This window comes from Geobacillus sp. PLS 41 (assembly GCF_056494105.1).
Genome location: NZ_CM151395.1, coordinates 1,538,104 through 1,555,938 on the forward strand (window position 1 = coordinate 1,538,104; position 17,835 = coordinate 1,555,938).

Sequence of the window (17,835 nt, forward strand, 5' to 3'; positions counted from 1 at the left end):
GGATGAGAGGTGGCATGATGACGTTTTTGACCAGGTTCAGTTTGAAAAATGCGGCAGCTGTGTTTGTATGTTCGTTTTTGCTCATGTTTCTAGGGCTGTATTCCTTCTCCTCCTTGAAGGTCGATTTGCTGCCGAACATTGAATTTCCCCAGTTGTCGATTGAAGTGGTCTATCCTGGGGCTTCTCCGCAAGACGTGAATGAGGAGGTCACGGCCAAGCTCGAGGAAAAACTGAAGTCCCTTGACGGGCTTAAGCAAATGCAGAGTTCTTCCTATGAAGGAATGGCCGTTATGAATCTTGAATTTCCGTTTCGGACGGATATGGAGAAAATGGAGCGGCAGGTCGAATCGCTCATTGATAAGGCAGGATTGCCCGATAATGTGCAAACGGAAGTCAATCGGTTTTCATTTGGTTCCATCCCGGTTTTCAACATTTCCTTGTTTGCCAAAAACGGAACCGATCTGCAAACGTTGCTGGAAACCGAAGTGATTCCAGAATTGAATAAAATCGACGGGGTGAATTCCGTTTCGATCGGTGGAGACAGCGAGCGCCTCATCCGGATCACAGTCGATCGGAAAAAGGCTGCTCAGGCGGGATTGAACTTGTCAGAGATTAAAAACCAAATCAATGAAAAGGTGTTGGCGTTCCCGGCTGGAACGTTGCAAACCGATACATGGCAAATTCCTGTTCGCGTCGAGGAAAAATTGAACACCATCCATGAGTTGAAAAATCTGAAACTCGTGCCGACAGCTGTTCCTATGGCGGCGAATGGATTGCAGCGCGTTGCGTCCGTGAAGCTTGGGGATATTGCGACGATTGAGGAAGTCAACGAGCAAAGCGAATTCACCCGCTATAATTTGAAGCCATCGCTGTCGATGGCGGTGACGAAAAAACAAGATGCCAATACGATTGAAGTGGCAGACCAAGTGATCAAAGTGCTGAATTCCTACAAACATCAGTTTGATTATTCCATCGGGTTTGATTCGTCAGCTGGCATCAAACAATCCGTTGAATCGCTTGTCCGTGAAGGGCTGCTCGGGGCGCTGTTCGCTTCGCTGGCCGTCTTGCTCTTTTTGCGCAACGTTCGGGCGACTGTGATTGCCATCGTCTCGATTCCGCTCTCGCTGCTTGTATCGGCCATTTTTCTCAATCGTATGGATATTACCCTCAATGTCATGACGCTTGGCGGCATGGCCGTCGCCGTCGGCCGAGTCGTGGATGACAGCATTGTCGTGATCGAAAATATTTTCCGCCGCGTCCGCCGGGAGAAAACAGGCATGAGCGATGATTTAGTCGAGCAATCAACGAAAGAAATTGTCAAAGCGATTGTGTCCTCGACCATCACAACGGTTGTCGTCTTTTTGCCTCTCGGGCTTGTTGGGGGCATTACAGGGGAATTTTTCCTGCCTTTTGCCTTGACGATTACGTTTGCCCTGTTGGCCTCTTTGTTGGTGGCCGTGACAGTTGTGCCGATTTTAGCGAAATTTTCGTTCCGCCGTGTGCCGCCAGAGGAAAAAGAAGGAGCGCTTCAGCGTCTGTATGGCCGAATCATTGAATGGGCGCTCAACCATAAAGCGATTGTCTTTGTGTTGTCGGTTGTGCTATTGGTTGGTTCATTGACGCTCGTGCCGAAACTTGGATTTACGTTTTTGCCGAACGAAGAGCAGAAAACGCTGGTGGCGAGCATTGAACTGCCGGCTTCCACATCGGTGGCCAAAACGAATGATGTGTCGTTGGAGATGGAAAAGATGTTTTTAAAACGAAGCGATGTCGAGAGCGTCACCGCCGCGGTGGGAAGCCGCGATTTCCGCACAGGATTGAAGCGGCCCAATCAAGCCAGCTATTATATTCTATTAAAGGACAGCGCTGACACCGCGAAAACCGTGGCCGTTTTCGAAAAAGAAATGCGCCGCATCGCGAATCAGCTCGCGCCCGGGGCAAAAGTGGGCGTGCAAGAGATGTCGAGCGGAGGGCCGCCAACGAATAATAACGTGAATATTGACTTATACTCCAATGATTTGGAGGCGCTCCAAACAGCAGCCAAACAGGTCGAGACGTATTTAAAACAACGCGATGATGTCAAAGATGTGACGAATAACTTGACGGAAAAGCAAAAACAAGTGATTGTCGCCATTGATCCGGAAAAGGCGGCCGCTTATGGCGTTTCGGGCATGCAATTGCTGGGGGCGGTGGCCGATGCGACCAAACCGGTCGATGTGGGGACGCTGAAACTCGGCGGCAAGGATGAGCAAGTCGAACTTTCGTATGATGAAACGTTGGGATCGATCGATGAGTTGAAAGAGCTTCCGATCGTGACGAGAAACGGAGTGATTCCACTTTCAGCTGTCGCCGAAGTGAAAGAGGCGGACGTGTATACGTCCATTCAAAAGCTGGACGGAAAAGTGTTTGCCCGCGTATCCGCCCAGATTGTCGGCGACAACATTCAGAAAGTAACGAATGATATTTCGAAACATGTAAATGATTTGAAGATCCCATCCGATGTCACAGTGAAAACGGGCGGCGGAAGCGATGAGACGGTGCAGACGTTCCGCGAGCTCGGTGTGGCCATGGCGGCGGCCATCGGGCTTGTGTATTTGACGATGCTGATTACATTTGGCAAAGTGCGGGTGCCGCTGATCATTTTATCTTCCCTTTTGTTTGTTCCCATCGGTTCGCTGTTTGCTTTGTATGTGGCCGATGAGCCGCTTTCCATCAGCGTCATGATCGGCTTGTTGATGCTCATTGGCATCGTGACGACCAATGCGATCGTGCTGGTGGATCGAATCGGACAAAACCGCGAACAAAAACGGATGACGGTGCGAAGCGCCATCATTGAAGCCGGCAAAACACGGCTGCGGCCGATTTTAATGACAGCCTTTGCGACTGTGACAGCGCTCATTCCGCTTGCGCTGACGAATGAGGTCGGCACGTTGATTTCGAAAGGGCTGGCCATCACGGTCATCGGCGGCCTGACGTCGTCGACGTTATTGACGCTTGTGTTCATTCCTGCGATGTATGAGGCGTTTTTCTTCCGGACGGCAAAACGCGAACCGATGGCAAAATGACAGGGCTGGATGGCCGGATAACGGGCCGTCCGGCATTTTTTTCATGGCAAGATCGACTATAATGGACATGAAGAAGGAGTAAGGAAGGAGAAAACATTGGGACGGAAAGAGGACATCATTGAAACGGCGATGAAATTATTCGCCGAAAAAGGCTATCACGCTACCTCCATGCAGGAAATAGCCGAGCGGAGCGGAGTAGCCAAAGGTTCGATTTACAATTATTTCAAATCAAAAGAAGAGTTGGCTGTATCGATTTTCCGCTACCATTATGAAGTCTTGTTTCGCCAGCTTAAACAAATCGAGGCTGATCCCGCCTTAACCGCGCGCGAGCGGTTTTGCCGTCAGTTGACTGTACAAATCCAGCTGTTTGACGAACATAAAGAGCTGGTGCAAATGCAGTTGGGCGAACAAGCTGTGAAGGTGAGCCATGAGGTGCAGCATCTGGTGTTTCGCATCCGCGCCCATACGCTCCACTGGTATCGCCGGGCGATTGAAGACATATACGGCGAACAAGTGCGTCCAGTTTCGTTTGATTGCGCGACGATGCTCAACGGAATGCTGAAAGAATATCTGATTTACTTGGCGGTAGACCGAAAGCCGCTGCTTCCTGAGAAGCTTGCCCCCTTCTTGCTCGATCGGCTTGATGCCATCGTTGCCAGCCTGCTTGACGGCAAGACGGGATTGCTCGATGAAACGGTGATGGCGGATTACATTGCTGCGGCGACCCAAGAGAGGAGTCAATGGAAAGAACGGGCCATCAGCTGTTTAGAGCGCATGGCGGCGCTGCGTCCGGTTGAAGACGATATTCTTCGCTCGCTGCGCTTATTGAAGGAAGAACTCGAGAAAGGGGAGACAGCTAGGCGGTTTATGGTGGAGGCGCTTCTGCTCTATTTGGCGAAATACTCGCTTCCGCTGTACAATGAGTTGAAGGAGGCCATTGAACGCTATTTTTATTAAAACCACCGATCTTCCCACGGGGAGACGCCCCATTCGCCGAAAATGAATAGGCGGCATCGGAGGATGTCTGTGAACATAGCGTCATCAATCTCAAGGAGGGGGTCGGCATGCCCAAAACGACGGAGCCGCTTGCTTGGCGGATGCGGCCGCGGACGATCGATGAGATCGTTGGGCAACAGCACATCATTGGCCCTAGTACGCCGCTTTATAAAATGGTCAAAAAAGGTCATGTTCCATCGCTTTTGCTTTACGGAGAGCCGGGGACAGGGAAGACGTCGCTCGCTTACGCCATTGCCCGCACCGCCGGGCGCGAATGGGTCGCCATCAATGCGACGGCCGCCGGCAAAAAGGAAATCGAAGAGGCAGTCGAAGCGGCGCGCTGGTCAGGGAACGTCGTGTTGTTTATCGACGAAATCCATCGGCTGAATAAAGCGCAGCAAGACGTTTTGTTGCCGCATCTCGAATCCGGGCTCGTGACCTTGATTGGCGCCACAACGGAAAACCCGTTTCACGAGGTCAATCCCGCCATTCGCAGCCGCTGCGGGCAAATCCAACAACTGAAACCGCTCAAGCCGGATGACCTCATGATCATTCTGAAGCGGGCGCTCGCTGATCCGGAACGAGGGGTCGGCGAGCCGCCGGTTGTCATTGACGAGTCGTTGTTATGGCGCATCGCCGAGGCAGCCGGTGGGGATGCGCGCGTCGCGCTTTCGCTTCTGGAGGCGGCGGTTGCGGCTGCCGATGAGCGCCACGGCCGCTTGTATATTGATGAGGATATCGTGGCTTCATGCACCGCAAACCGCGGTTTTACCCATGACAAATATGGCGATCATTATTATTCGTTGTTGTCCGCGTTTCAAAAAAGCGTGCGCGGCAGCGATGCCGATGCCGCGCTTCATTATTTGGCCCGTCTGCTTGAAGGCGGAGACTTGGCGTCCGTTTGCCGGAGATTGCTTGTGATGGCTTATGAGGACATCGGACTTGCCAATCCGATGATGGGAGTGAAAGTACAGGCAGCGGTCGAAGCGGCGGAACGCCTCGGACTGCCGGAAGCGCGCATTCCGCTCGCGGTTGTGACGATTGAACTCTGTTTAAGCCCGAAATCCAACAGTGCTTACAAGGCGCTGGACGCTGCCATTGCCGATGTCCGTTCCGGCAAGCTTGGCGATATTCCGGATCATTTAAAAGACGCTCATTACAAAGGGGCGGCTGCACTCGGGCGTGGACAAGGCTACTTGTATCCGCACGATTATCCGAACGGCTGGGTGGCGCAAGCGTATTTGCCCTCCGCTCTGGAAGGCGTCCGCTATTATGAACCGAAAGAGCATGGCGAGGAAAAACATTACGCCAAGGTGTACCGGCGGCTTGAGCAGTTGAAACAAGAGGTCAAGGTTCAGCCGTGAAGGGAAAGGGATTTTTATGATATAATAACACAGGCGTTTCATGCTCGCTTTGACCGAGCTGACCGGATGGAACGTGGCGTACATTCGCATCGGGATCGAAGCGTTCGTGCTGTTGGCCGGCTGGTTGCTCGGCGGCCCGGTGTCGTTTGGCACGTTCCTTTTTTGTGTGACGATCGGTTCGATGCCGGCTTGGCGCTGCCGCAATGCCAAAAGGTCGCAAGCCGCCTGCTTGGACCGGCCGCCGGCACTCGGACGCAAGGGTTAAGCGGTTAGGAGGGATATGAATGAAGATTTCGACGAAAGGCCGATATGGCTTGACGATTATGATTGAATTGGCCAAAAAATATGGCGATCGTCCGATCTCGCTTCGTTCGATCGCCAAGGCGAACAATTTATCTGAACATTATTTAGAGCAGCTCGTCACGCCGTTGCGCAACGCCGGGCTCGTCAAAAGCATTCGTGGAGCGTATGGCGGCTATGTGCTCGCTGAGCATCCGGCGAAAATCACCGCCGGCGACATTTTGCGCGTGTTGGAGGGGCCGCTGACCCCGGTCGAGGAGCTCGAGGAGGAAGAGCCGGCGAAGCGCGAGCTATGGATTCGCATCCGCGATGCGGTCGAGGAAGTGCTCGACAGCACAACGCTCGAAGATTTGGCGAAGTATAGCGACGGGGATGAAGGGGCATATATGTTTTATATTTAAGCAACAGAAAGGAAAGGAGAATGACCGTTGGAACGGATTTATTTGGACCATGCGGCAACTTCCCCGGTCCATCCAGACGTAGCTGCCGGTATGGTCCAGTGGATGACGGAACAGTTCGGCAACCCGTCAAGCATCCATCATTTTGGACGGCAGAGCCGCCGCGCGGTCGATGAAGCGAGGGCTGTTGTCGCCCGCTCGATTGGGGCGAAAGAGACGGAGATTGTGTTTACAAGCGGCGGCACGGAAGCGGATAACTTTGCGGTCATCGGAACGGCCATAGCGAACCGCGGCCGCGGCAATCATATCATTACAACCGCCATCGAGCATCATGCGGTGCTGCGCGCTTGTGAATATTTAGAGACGCAAGGGTTTGAGGTCACGTATTTGCCCGTTGACGAACAAGGGACGGTATCGGTCGAGGATGTCAAGGCCGCGCTGCGCGATGAGACCGTTTTGGTGTCGGTCATGTTTGCCAACAACGAAGTCGGCACGATCCAGCCGATTCGCGAAATCGGGGCGCTGCTTCGCGATCATCCGGCTTATTTCCATACGGACGCCGTCCAGGCGTACGGGCTTCTTCCGATCGATGTGAATGAATACGGGATCGATTTGCTGTCGATTTCCGCTCATAAAATCAACGGCCCGAAAGGAAGCGGGGCTTTGTATGTCCGGGAAACGGTCCGCATCACTCCGCTCCTTTTCGGCGGCGAACAGGAGCGGAAGCGGCGCGCCGGCACGGAAAACGTCCCCGGCATCATCGGCTTGGCGCAGGCGGCGGAAATCGCTGAGCGAACAAGGGAAGAGAAACGTCGGCAATATGCGGCGTGGCGCGAGGCGATGCTTGCGATTTTCCGCTCCTCAGGGATCGACTATGCGGTCAACGGCCGCCCGGATGGCCTGCCGCATATTTTGAATGTCGCCTTCCCGGGAACGAATGTCGAATCGCTGCTCGTGAACTTGGATTTAGCCGGCATTGCCGCCTCGAGCGGGTCAGCATGCACCGCCGGGTCAATCGACCCGTCGCACGTGCTTGTCGCGATGTGCGGAAAAGAGTCGGAGCGCATCCGTTCGTCTGTGCGCTTCAGCTTCGGGCTCGGCAATACGATGGAACAAATTGAGCGGGCGGCCGAGGAAACAGTGAAGATCATAAAGCGGCTCACAAACCGCTAAAGGGGGGAAACAGCATGAACAAAGCGCCGCACGAAACGCGCGTCGTCGTCGGCATGTCCGGCGGGGTCGACTCGTCGGTCGCTGCGCTGCTATTGAAAGAACAAGGATATGATGTGATCGGCATTTTTATGAAAAACTGGGATGACACCGATGAAAACGGCGTTTGCACGGCGACTGAGGACTACGAAGACGTCGTGCGCGTTTGCAATCAAATCGGCATCCCGTATTATGCGGTCAATTTTGAAAAACAGTATTGGGACAAAGTGTTTACGTACTTTTTGAATGAATACAAAGCCGGGCGCACGCCGAACCCGGACGTGATGTGCAATAAGGAAATTAAGTTCAAGGCGTTTTTAGAGCACGCCATGTCGATCGGCGCCGATTACATCGCAACCGGCCATTACGCCCGCGTCGAGTTTCGCGATGGCGAATATAAAATGCTGCGTGGAGCCGACCCGAACAAAGACCAAACGTACTTTTTAAACCAGCTCGGCCAAGCTCAGCTGTCGAAAGTGATGTTTCCGATCGGCCATTTGCAGAAAGCGGACGTGCGCCGGATCGCCAAAGAGGCTGGGCTCGCCACCGCTGGAAAAAAAGACAGCACGGGCATTTGCTTTATCGGCGAACGCGATTTCAAAGAATTTTTGAGCCATTATTTGCCGGCTCAGCCGGGAGTGATGAAAACGCTCGATGGCGAAGTGAAAGGGCGGCATGACGGCGTCATGTATTACACGATCGGCCAGCGCCACGGCCTTGGCATCGGCGGCAGCGGCGAACCGTGGTTTGTCGTCGGCAAAGATGTGCGCGAAAATGTGCTGTATGTCGCCCAAGGGTTTGAAAACGAATATTTGTATTCCACCTCGCTAAAGGCGGTCGATGTCAACTGGGTGTCTGACCGCAAGCCGGAAGCGCCGTTCCGTTGCACGGCGAAATTTCGCTATCGTCAGCCTGATGTCGGCGTGACGGTCCACCCGCTTGCGGACGGCGGGGCGGAAGTCGTGTTTGATGCGCCGGCGCGGGCGGTGACGCCGGGGCAGGCGGTTGTTTTTTACAACGGCGAGGAATGCCTCGGCGGCGGTACGATCGATGAGGTGTTCCGCAACGGCGAAAAGCTTTGGTATGTTGGTTGACGGATGTGCCGGTGCGCACGATCTTCAATCAGGCTATTAGGCTGGAGGCCGTTGCTTGAAAATCACGTTGAATCAGGGAGGGGATGGGCGGTGGCCAATTTCAACGAACAAGGCTTGGCGTATATGCGCGAGGGGAAGTATGAGGAAGCCATCCGCTGTTTTTCCGCTGCGGTCGAACAGCATCCGGACGATCCAGCCGGGTACATTAACATTGGCACGGTTCTCGTTGCTGCCGGTGAAGAAGAGAAGGCGCTTGACTGTTTCCGACAGGCGTTGAAAATTGACAAGAAGGCGGCGGCCGCGTATTACGGCATGGGTACAGTGCATTATAAGCGTGAGCAGTTCGCGAAAGCGAAAGATATGTTTGAGCGCGCGCTAGGGCTTGGTCTTGACGATGCCGATACGCATTTTATGCTCGGCATGTCCTTATGGCGGCTCGAGATGCCGCGGCTGGCGCTGCCGTATTTGCAGCGCGCGGCTGAGCTGAACGAGACGGATGCCGAAGCGCTGTTTCAGCTTGGCCTTTGCCTCGCCACGCTCGATTATGTCGATGAGGCGAAGCGTTATTTCGAAAAAACGTTGGAACTCGATCCGCGCCACGCTGATGCGTACTACAATTTAGGCGTCATTTATGCGTACAAAGATGAGCTCGATGCCGCCCGCAATATGTTTGCCGCTGCCTTGGAAGCCAAGCCCGATCACGTGCTTGCCGGATACGGAAAGAAACTGATGGAAAAGCGGCTTGCGCCGTAAAAAGGCAGGGGGATGGCTGTTGCAAGAGCAACAAATCCTCGCCCTTGACGGACGCACGTTCATTAAAGGAGTGTGCTTGGCGGTCATTTTTCATAATGAGGAAACATTGTACACGGTCGTCCGCGTGCGCGTTGAGGAAACGAACGAAGCGCCCGTTGAGGAGGAAGTCGTCGTCACCGGCTATTTTCCGCGTTTAAACGAAGGGGACGTCTACATCTTTTACGGACAATTCCGCCAACATCCGCGTTTTGGCCGCCAATATGCGGCTAGTCAGTTCCGCAAACAGCTTCCGAACACGAAAGAAGGAGTCATTCATTATTTATCGAGCGGTTTGTTTAAAGGAATCGGCAAAAAAACGGCTGCGGCGATTGTCGAGACGCTCGGCGAAAACGCGATCGCCGCGATTTTGCGCGACCCCAGGGCGCTAGAGCGTGTGCCGAAGCTGACGAAAAAAAAGGCGAAGCAGCTGTACGATGCGCTTCGCGCCCACGAAGGGCTTGAGCAAACGATGATCGCCCTCGCCCAGCTCGGTTTTGGCCCGCAGCTGGCCATGAAAATTTACCAAGCGTATGGCGAAGAAGCGGTTGACATCATCCACGAGAACCCGTACCAGCTCGTTGAGGATATCGAAGGGATCGGCTTTGGCCGCGCTGATGAAATCGGGCGCCAGCTCGGCATTTCCGGCAGCCATCCGGCCCGGCTGCGCGCCGCCTCGTTGTTTGTTCTTGAACAGGCGTGCTTGCAGGAAGGGCACGTTTATTTGCGCGAGGAAGAGCTGATGGAGCGCATCGGGGAGCTGCTTGACGGAAGGCTGAGCGGTGCGGTGGATGGACGAGCGATCAGCCAAACGCTTCTGATGTTAAGCGAAGAAGGGAAGCTGATCGCCGAGCAAGGGCGTTATTATCTCCCTTCCCTTTACTTCGCCGAGAAAGGGATCGTCTCCAACATTAAGCGGCTGCTCGGGCAGACGCCGCCGTCGGCGTTTGCCGAGTCGGAGTTTTTGCTGGCGCTTGGGGCGCTTGAGGAACGGCTTGGCATGCAATATGCCCCCCAGCAAAGGGAAGCGATCCAACAAGCGCTTTCTTCGCCGCTGTTTATTTTGACCGGCGGTCCGGGAACGGGGAAAACGACGGTCATCAAAGGCATCGTCGAGCTGTTTGCCGCCCTAAACGGCCTGTCTCTTGACCCGGCTGACTACAAACAAGGCGAGCCGTTTCCGGTGCTGCTGGCCGCACCGACCGGCCGAGCGGCGAAGCGGATGAGCGAGGCGACCGGGCTGCCGGCGGCGACGATCCACCGCTTGCTTGGCTGGAATGGGGCGGAAGGGTTCAGCCGCGACGAGAACGAACCGATTTCCGGCAAGCTGCTTGTCATCGATGAGATGTCGATGGTCGACACGTGGCTCGCCAACCAGCTGTTAAAAGCCGTGCCAAACGGCATGCAAGTCATTTTTGTCGGCGATGAGGATCAATTGCCATCCGTCGGGCCAGGGCAAGTGCTGAAAGACTTGCTCTCTTCAGGCGTCATTCCGTTCGCTCGGTTGACCGAGGTGTATCGCCAGGCGGAAGGATCATCGATCATCGAGCTTGCTCATGAGATGAAGCGCGGCGTCGTGCCGGACGATTTGACCGCTCCGAAGGCAGACCGTTCCTTCATCCGCTGCCGTGCGGGCCAGGTCGTCGATGTCGTGCGGCAAATCGCGGACAACGCGCGCAAAAAAGGGTTTTCCGTCAAAGATATTCAAGTGCTCGCCCCGATGTACCGTGGTCCAGCGGGCATTGACCAATTGAACAAAGCGCTTCAAGAGCTGTTCAACCCGCCGGCTGAGGGGAAGCGGGAGCTGTCGGTCGGTGAGGTCGTCTACCGCGTCGGCGATAAGGTGCTGCAGCTCGTCAATCAACCGGAAGACAATGTGTTTAACGGCGACATCGGCGAAATCGTTGCCATTTTTTACGCCAAAGAAAATATCGAAAAGCAAGACTTGCTCGTCGTTTCGTTTGATGGCATTGAAGTGACGTACACACGGCAAGATTTAGGACAAATCACCCATGCGTACTGCTGTTCGGTTCATAAGGCGCAAGGAAGCGAGTTTCCAATCGTCATTTTGCCCGTCGTCAAAAGCTATTACCGGATGTTGAAACGGAATTTGTTGTATACTGCGGTGACAAGAAGCAAGCAGTTTCTCGTTTTATGCGGGGAAGAGGAAGCGTTTCGATTCGGCGTCGCAAAACAAAGCGACGGAGCGCGCCAGACGGCGCTCGCTGAGAAGCTGGCGGGGGCGGCGGCGCCGTTTGTCGAGGTCGAACTGCCGTTTGAAGAGGCGAACATGGGGATGGAAAACGTTACGCCGTATGACTTTATGGGCGATGAGCCAAGCTAAAGGTGGCTGGAAAGGTGGGAGAACGATGCGGACGTTTTCCGACATCAAGGGCCTTCCCATTTATGAACAAACGACGGGAAAAATGGTCGGAACGATCGCTGACATTTGGTTTACCAGCCACGGCGCGGTCAAAGGGCTTGTCGCGGAACAGGGCGGTTTGTTCGGCCGCCGCCGCTATTTGCCGCTTTCAGCCGTGCAGTCGTTCGAAAACGACCGAGTCATCATCTGTGATGCCGATAGCTTCCAGCCGTTTCCTTCTTCTGACAGCGGCCACTCTCTTTACGGCGAACGCGGCCTCGCCGGCAGCATGGTTGTCGCCGCGGACGGAACAACGATCGGACTGTTGGATGACGTATATTTTGACGGGCAATTGGGCAAAATTGACGGATACGAGATCAGCGAGGGATTTTTTTCCGATTTGACCGAAGGAAAGAAACGAATGGAGCTCGCTCCGTTTACCGCCAGAGAAGGCGTGGTCACCGTGGAAACAACGATGTAAGGAGAGTGGCTGTCCATGCTCATTTGCCCGAATTGCAAACGAAAAAATTTAGGGAAAATCGGCGTCAACCAGTACTACTGCTGGGATTGCTTTATTGAGCTGTCCGTCTCGAAAGGGATGATCCACGCCCATCAAGTGGAAGAAGACGGAACGTTGAGTTCTCTTGACGACTTGTTTGACGACCACGAACGCACGATCCAATTTTAGGGGGGACACGCATGAACCGGATGATGACGTCGCTGTTAGCAGTCGGATTAGGCGTCGCCGCTTATCAGCTCGCCCAACGAAACGATTGGATGAACGGTCGCACGATGCGGAGGATGCGCCGCCGCTTGATGCAAGCGATCCGCTGACGGCGCTCGCCCTCGCCTTTGCGCGGGGGCGTCGCCTTGTGGCTGTCAAATAGTGCTAAAAGCGGTGAAGGCATATTTCCCGCCGCATCTCCTACACTAAACGGTAGGAGGTGTGGCGATGGGCGAGCAACAATGGCTGTCGTTCTTTCGCATCGGAAAATGGCTGCTCATGACGGCAATCATCTATTTGATCGTTCGGATGAAAGACGTTTGGCGGCCGGTCATTGATTTTATCGCAACGGTGTTGACGCCGTTTTTGCTGGCGTCGTTTATTACGTATTTGCTCTACCCGCTTGTGGAATCCATCCATCGCAAAGGAATGCCGCGCGCCCTTGCCATTTTGTTGATTTATTTGTTGTTTTTCGGTTTGGTCGGCTACGGCTTGTACCGCGGCGTGCCGCTATTCATCGCCCAGTTGCGTGAACTGGATGAACAGCTGCCGTCTTTGATGAATACATACCGCCAATGGGTGCGCCACATCCACGACGAGACGTCGAATTGGCCGCTTGAGGTGCACACACGCATCGAGGCGATGTTTGCCGAGATCGAGCAGGCAGCGGCGGCCGCCGTCGCGATGGCGATCAACGCCGCCAAATCGTTCATCGGTTCGGCGGCGACGCTGTTGATCATTCCGTTTATCGTCTTCTATATGTTAAAAGACATCGATGTGTTGAAAAAAGCGATTTGGTACATGACACCGAAGCGGTGGCGTGGGCCGGGGATGACGTTTTTGAAGGATGTCGATGAATCGCTCGGCGGCTACATTCGCGGCCAGCTGTTCGTCTGTGCGGCGATCGGTCTGGCAGCGGCGCTCGGCTTGTGGCTTGCGGGCATGGATTATCCGCTGTTGCTCGGCTTTGTCATTGGCGTGACGAACATCATCCCGTATTTTGGCCCGCTGATCGGCGCCGTTCCAGCGGTCATTTTGGCTGCCACCGTCTCGCTGAAAATGGTCGTGATCGTGCTTGTCATCATTTTTACCTTGCAGTTTTTAGAAGGGAACATCTTGTCGCCGTTGATCGTCGGCAAAAGCGTGCATATGCATCCGCTTGTCATTATGCTCGCCCTCTTTGCCGGCGGCGAGCTCGCCGGCGTGCTCGGCCTCATTCTCGCCGTTCCGACGGCGGCGGTGCTGAAAGTGGCCATCACCCATTGGAAAGAGCATTATGCTTCGCATTGACAAATGCTCTCTGCTTGTCTATAATCTTTCAATGAAAAAAGCGAATACATAACGCGATGACGGATCGAGTATGTTGCAGTCCATCTTAACGCGCGAGCTCGCGCACAGAGAGGAATTTCCGCGGCTGAAAGAAATTCCAGATGAAGGGCAACAGAAGGCTAATCCGGAGCGCAGGCAAAACCTGACGCAAGGCTGCGTTACGGCCAAAGAGGTGATGGGCGTTTTTTGCCCATAAACAGGGTGGTACCGCGAGCATAACTCTCGTCCCTGCAGGGGATGGGAGTTTTTTTATATAAAAGGCGAAAGGGGAGGATCATCATGAAAAAGCTGACATCCGCCCAAGTGCGGCGCATGTTTTTAGAGTTTTTCCAAGAAAAAGGCCATGCGGTTGAGCCGAGCGCATCGCTCATTCCGGTCGACGACCCGTCGCTGTTGTGGATCAACAGCGGCGTCGCGACGTTGAAAAAATACTTTGACGGGCGCATCGTTCCGGAAAACCCGCGCATTTGCAACGCGCAAAAATCGATCCGCACCAACGACATCGAAAACGTCGGGAAAACGGCGCGCCACCATACGTTTTTTGAAATGCTCGGCAACTTTTCGATCGGCGATTACTTCAAGCGTGAAGCGATCCATTGGGCATGGGAGTTTTTGACGAGCGACAAATGGATCGGTTTTGATCCGGAACGGTTGTCCGTCACCGTCCATCCGGAAGACGAGGAAGCGTACAACATTTGGCGCAACGAAATCGGCTTGCCGGAAGAGCGGATCATTCGCCTTGAAGGCAACTTCTGGGACATCGGCGAAGGCCCGAGCGGTCCGAACACGGAAATCTTTTACGACCGCGGCGAAGCGTTCGGCAACGACCCGAACGATCCAGAGCTGTACCCAGGCGGGGAAAATGACCGCTATTTAGAAGTATGGAACCTTGTCTTTTCGCAGTTTAACCATAACCCGGACGGCACGTACACGCCGCTGCCGAAGAAAAACATCGACACCGGCATGGGCTTGGAGCGGATGTGCTCGATTTTGCAAGACGTGCCGACGAACTTTGAAACCGACTTGTTCCTGCCGATCATCCGCGCGACCGAGCAGATCGCCGGCGAGCGGTATGGCAAAGATCCGGACAAAGACGTCGCCTTTAAGGTGATCGCCGACCATATTCGAGCCGTGACGTTCGCGATCGGCGACGGGGCGCTGCCGTCAAATGAGGGCCGCGGTTATGTGCTGCGCCGCCTGCTCCGCCGCGCGGTGCGCTATGCGAAACATATCGGCATTGACCGTCCGTTTATGTACGAACTCGTCCCGGTCGTCGGCGAGATTATGCACGACTACTATCCGGAGGTGAAAGAAAAAGCCGATTTCATCGCCCGCGTCATCCGGACGGAAGAAGAACGGTTCCATGAAACGCTCCATGAAGGGCTCGCCATATTGGCGGAGGTGATCGAAAAGGCGAAAGAGCAAGGAAGCGACGTCATTCCGGGCGAGGAAGCGTTCCGCCTGTATGATACGTACGGCTTTCCGATCGAGCTGACGGAAGAGTACGCCGCTGAAGCGGGCATGACGGTCGACCATGCCGGATTTGAGCGCGAGATGGAGCGGCAACGCGAACGGGCGCGCGCGGCCCGGCAAGATGTCGATTCGATGCAAGTCCAAGGCGGAGTGCTCGGTGACATTAAAGATGAAAGCCGGTTTGTCGGCTACGATGAGCTTGTTGCCGCATCGACGGTCATCGCCATCGTCAAAGACGGGCGGCTTGTCGAGGAAGTGAAAGCCGGCGAAGAGGCGCAAATCATCGTCGATGTGACGCCATTTTACGCCGAAAGCGGCGGACAAATCGCTGACCAAGGCGTGTTTGAAAGCGAAACAGGAACAGCGGTCGTCAAAGATGTGCAAAAAGCGCCGAACGGCCAACATCTTCATGCGATCATCGTCGAACGCGGAACGGTGAAAAAAGGATCCCGCTATACGGCGCGCGTCGATGAAGCAAAGCGGATGCGCATCGTAAAAAACCATACGGCGACCCATTTGCTCCATCAAGCGCTAAAAGACGTGCTCGGCCGCCATGTCAACCAAGCGGGGTCGCTTGTCGCCCCGGACCGGCTTCGTTTTGACTTCACCCATTTTGGGCAAGTGAAGCCAGAGGAGCTCGAGCGCATCGAAGCCATCGTCAACGAACAAATTTGGAAAAGCCTCCCGGTTGACATTTTTTATAAACCGCTCGAGGAAGCGAAAGCGATGGGCGCGATGGCGCTGTTTGGCGAAAAATACGGCGACATCGTCCGCGTCGTCAAAGTCGGCGACTACAGCCTCGAGCTGTGCGGCGGCTGCCATGTGCCCAACACATCAGCCATCGGGTTGTTTAAAATCGTCTCCGAGTCCGGCATCGGCGCCGGCACGCGCCGGATTGAAGCGGTGACCGGGGAAGCGGCATACCGCTTTATGAGCGAACAGCTTGCTATTTTGCAAGAGGCGGCGCAAAAACTGAAAACAAGCCCGAAAGAATTGAATGCGCGTCTTGACGGACTGTTTGCCGAGCTGAAAGAGCTCGAGCGCGAAAATGAATCGCTTGCTGCCCGCCTCGCCCATATGGAAGCTGAGCACCTCACCCGTCAAGTGAAAGATGTAAACGGCGTGCCGGTGTTGGCGGCAAAAGTGCAGGCCAATGACATGAATCAACTGCGGGCCATGGCTGATGATTTGAAACAAAAGCTCGGCACGGCGGTCATCGTGTTGGCGTCCGCCCAGGGCGGAAAAGTGCAACTGATTGCCGCAGTAACGGACGATTTGGTGAAAAAAGGATTCCATGCCGGCAAACTGGTGAAAGAAGTAGCGTCGCGTTGCGGTGGGGGCGGCGGCGGGCGCCCGGATTTGGCGCAAGCTGGCGGCAAGGACCCAAGCAAGGTCGGCGAAGCGCTCGGTTATGTCGAAACATGGGTGAAATCCGTTTCCTAATTGGCGCGGATCGTGTACAATGGATGTAAAAGGACGGGGTGCCTGAATAAGGAGCGAGGTGGAAACGGTGAGCTCGTTTGACCAAACGATGCAGTTTCATTTTTCCGAGGAGCCGGCCGAGACGAACGTTCGCGAAGTGTTGTTGACGGTGTATGGCGCCTTGCAGGAAAAAGGCTACAATCCGATCAACCAAATTGTCGGCTACTTGTTGTCCGGCGACCCAGCTTACATTCCGCGCCATAAAGATGCGCGTGCGCTCATCCGCAAAATTGAACGCGACGAATTAATCGAGGAATTGGTGAAATTCTATTTACAGGGGCAACGAAAGGATTAACCTGATGCGGACGCTAGGATTAGATTTGGGAACGAAAACGCTCGGCGTTGCCGTTAGCGACGAACTCGGCCTTACAGCGCAAGGATTGGAGACGATCGCCATTGATACGGAGCGCGGCGACTACGGCTTAAAGCGGCTGCGCGCCATCATCGATGAGTACGGCGTCGATACGATTGTCGTCGGGTGGCCGAAAAACATGAACGGCACGCTCGGGCCGCGCGCTGAGGCAAGCGAGCGGTTCGCCGCCAAATTGCGAGAGGAGTTTTCTTTGCCCGTTGTGCTTTGGGATGAACGGCTGTCGACGATGGCCGCCGAACGGATGTTGATCGCTGCCGACGTCAGCCGGAAAAAGCGGCGGAAAGTGATCGACAAAATGGCGGCGGCCGTCATTTTGCAGTCATATTTGGACAGTAAACGATAAATTGGAGGAGAAAACATGGAACACGGAGACCGTCATATTACCGTTGTCGACGAACATGGCAACGAGCAGCTGTGCGAAATTTTGTTTACGTTTGAATCGGATGATTTCGGCAAATCGTATGTGTTTTACTATCCGGTCGGCGTCGAGGCGGAAGATGAGAACGGCGAGACGGAAGTGCACGTTTCCGCCTTCATCCCTGGGGATGAGAACAAAGAAGGCGAACTGCTCCCAATCGAGACGGAAGAAGAGTGGGACATGATCGAAGAAGTATGGAATACGTTTTGCGCTGAACAGGAAGAGGAAGACGACGAATAACGGACAGCAGAGGGGGGCCAAAAGGATCGGGGCCCCTTTTCTTATTGCCGTATTATGCGCTGAGAAACGATAAGTTGTGTTCCATGCAATGGTTCAGACATCTTCTTGTTTGTCCGACAAATGTTGCGAAGGGCTTCGATTGACCGGCGCGTTTCCTCCCCTGGCTTTGCATTTTTTGACCGTCAAGGGCGAAAAATGCGGAACTTTGTAGTATAATAT

General features: G+C 54.5%; 17 protein-coding genes and 1 other annotated feature. All 17 genes read left to right on the forward strand.

The window, feature by feature from the left end; all coding sequences use genetic code 11:
- Window positions 1-17 precede the first annotated feature (17 nt).
- The 17 genes from ACVX3G_RS07560 to ACVX3G_RS07640 all read left to right on the forward strand — a co-directional run bounded on the left by ACVX3G_RS07560 (window position 18) and on the right by ACVX3G_RS07640 (window position 17,616).
- Window positions 18-3,065, forward strand: coding sequence for an efflux RND transporter permease subunit (locus ACVX3G_RS07560; protein ID WP_033012353.1), 3,048 nt, complete (start codon window positions 18-20; stop codon window positions 3,063-3,065).
- Between the two features lie 96 nt (window positions 3,066-3,161).
- A complete protein-coding gene (locus ACVX3G_RS07565; protein ID WP_011232045.1) occupies window positions 3,162-4,022 on the forward strand; it encodes a TetR/AcrR family transcriptional regulator in 861 nt (286 codons plus the stop codon).
- A 107-nt stretch (window positions 4,023-4,129) separates the two neighbouring features.
- Complete coding sequence (locus tag ACVX3G_RS07570) at window positions 4,130-5,425, forward strand: replication-associated recombination protein A (protein ID WP_011232044.1); 1,296 nt, start codon at window positions 4,130-4,132, stop codon at window positions 5,423-5,425.
- Window positions 5,426-5,465: 40 nt separating this feature from the next.
- A complete protein-coding gene (locus ACVX3G_RS07575; protein ID WP_011232043.1) occupies window positions 5,466-5,690 on the forward strand; it encodes a hypothetical protein in 225 nt (74 codons plus the stop codon).
- 19 nt (window positions 5,691-5,709) lie between these two features.
- A complete protein-coding gene (cymR, locus tag ACVX3G_RS07580) occupies window positions 5,710-6,126 on the forward strand; it encodes a cysteine metabolism transcriptional regulator CymR (RefSeq protein ID WP_011232042.1) in 417 nt (138 codons plus the stop codon).
- 27 nt (window positions 6,127-6,153) lie between these two features.
- A complete protein-coding gene (locus ACVX3G_RS07585; RefSeq protein WP_011232041.1) occupies window positions 6,154-7,296 on the forward strand; it encodes a cysteine desulfurase family protein in 1,143 nt (380 codons plus the stop codon).
- 14 nt (window positions 7,297-7,310) lie between these two features.
- A complete protein-coding gene (mnmA, locus tag ACVX3G_RS07590; RefSeq protein WP_011232040.1) occupies window positions 7,311-8,426 on the forward strand; it encodes a tRNA 2-thiouridine(34) synthase MnmA in 1,116 nt (371 codons plus the stop codon).
- A 90-nt stretch (window positions 8,427-8,516) separates the two neighbouring features.
- A complete protein-coding gene (locus ACVX3G_RS07595) occupies window positions 8,517-9,179 on the forward strand; it encodes a tetratricopeptide repeat protein (protein WP_011232039.1) in 663 nt (220 codons plus the stop codon).
- A gap of 19 nt (window positions 9,180-9,198) precedes the next feature.
- Window positions 9,199-11,559, forward strand: coding sequence for an SF1B family DNA helicase RecD2 (gene recD2 / locus ACVX3G_RS07600; RefSeq protein WP_011232038.1), 2,361 nt, complete (start codon window positions 9,199-9,201; stop codon window positions 11,557-11,559).
- A gap of 25 nt (window positions 11,560-11,584) precedes the next feature.
- Window positions 11,585-12,058, forward strand: coding sequence for a PRC-barrel domain-containing protein (locus ACVX3G_RS07605; RefSeq protein ID WP_014196401.1), 474 nt, complete (start codon window positions 11,585-11,587; stop codon window positions 12,056-12,058).
- Between the two features lie 15 nt (window positions 12,059-12,073).
- Window positions 12,074-12,265 carry a hypothetical protein gene (locus ACVX3G_RS07610; RefSeq protein WP_008881018.1) on the forward strand — a complete coding sequence of 64 codons (192 nt, stop codon included), beginning with the start codon at window positions 12,074-12,076 and terminating at the stop codon, window positions 12,263-12,265.
- Between the two features lie 11 nt (window positions 12,266-12,276).
- Complete coding sequence (locus ACVX3G_RS07615; RefSeq protein WP_013144658.1) at window positions 12,277-12,411, forward strand: YrzQ family protein; 135 nt, start codon at window positions 12,277-12,279, stop codon at window positions 12,409-12,411.
- A gap of 118 nt (window positions 12,412-12,529) precedes the next feature.
- Entirely contained in the window at window positions 12,530-13,591 is a 1,062-nt protein-coding gene (locus ACVX3G_RS07620; RefSeq protein ID WP_020278379.1) for an AI-2E family transporter, read from the forward strand.
- A 47-nt stretch (window positions 13,592-13,638) separates the two neighbouring features.
- Window positions 13,639-13,863 (forward strand) — a binding site (T-box leader).
- Window positions 13,864-13,909: 46 nt separating this feature from the next.
- On the forward strand, window positions 13,910-16,546 hold the full coding sequence (alaS, locus tag ACVX3G_RS07625) for an alanine--tRNA ligase (protein ID WP_020278378.1): 2,637 nt from the start codon (window positions 13,910-13,912) through the stop codon (window positions 16,544-16,546).
- Between the two features lie 67 nt (window positions 16,547-16,613).
- Complete coding sequence (locus ACVX3G_RS07630) at window positions 16,614-16,880, forward strand: IreB family regulatory phosphoprotein (RefSeq protein WP_011232033.1); 267 nt, start codon at window positions 16,614-16,616, stop codon at window positions 16,878-16,880.
- A 4-nt stretch (window positions 16,881-16,884) separates the two neighbouring features.
- Window positions 16,885-17,301 (forward strand): Holliday junction resolvase RuvX, encoded by a 417-nt coding sequence (ruvX, locus tag ACVX3G_RS07635; RefSeq protein ID WP_011232032.1) that lies wholly within the window; start codon window positions 16,885-16,887, stop codon window positions 17,299-17,301.
- Between the two features lie 15 nt (window positions 17,302-17,316).
- Window positions 17,317-17,616, forward strand: a complete 300-nt coding sequence (locus ACVX3G_RS07640) for a DUF1292 domain-containing protein (protein WP_011232031.1) — start codon at window positions 17,317-17,319, stop codon at window positions 17,614-17,616.
- Window positions 17,617-17,835: the final 219 nt, after the last annotated feature.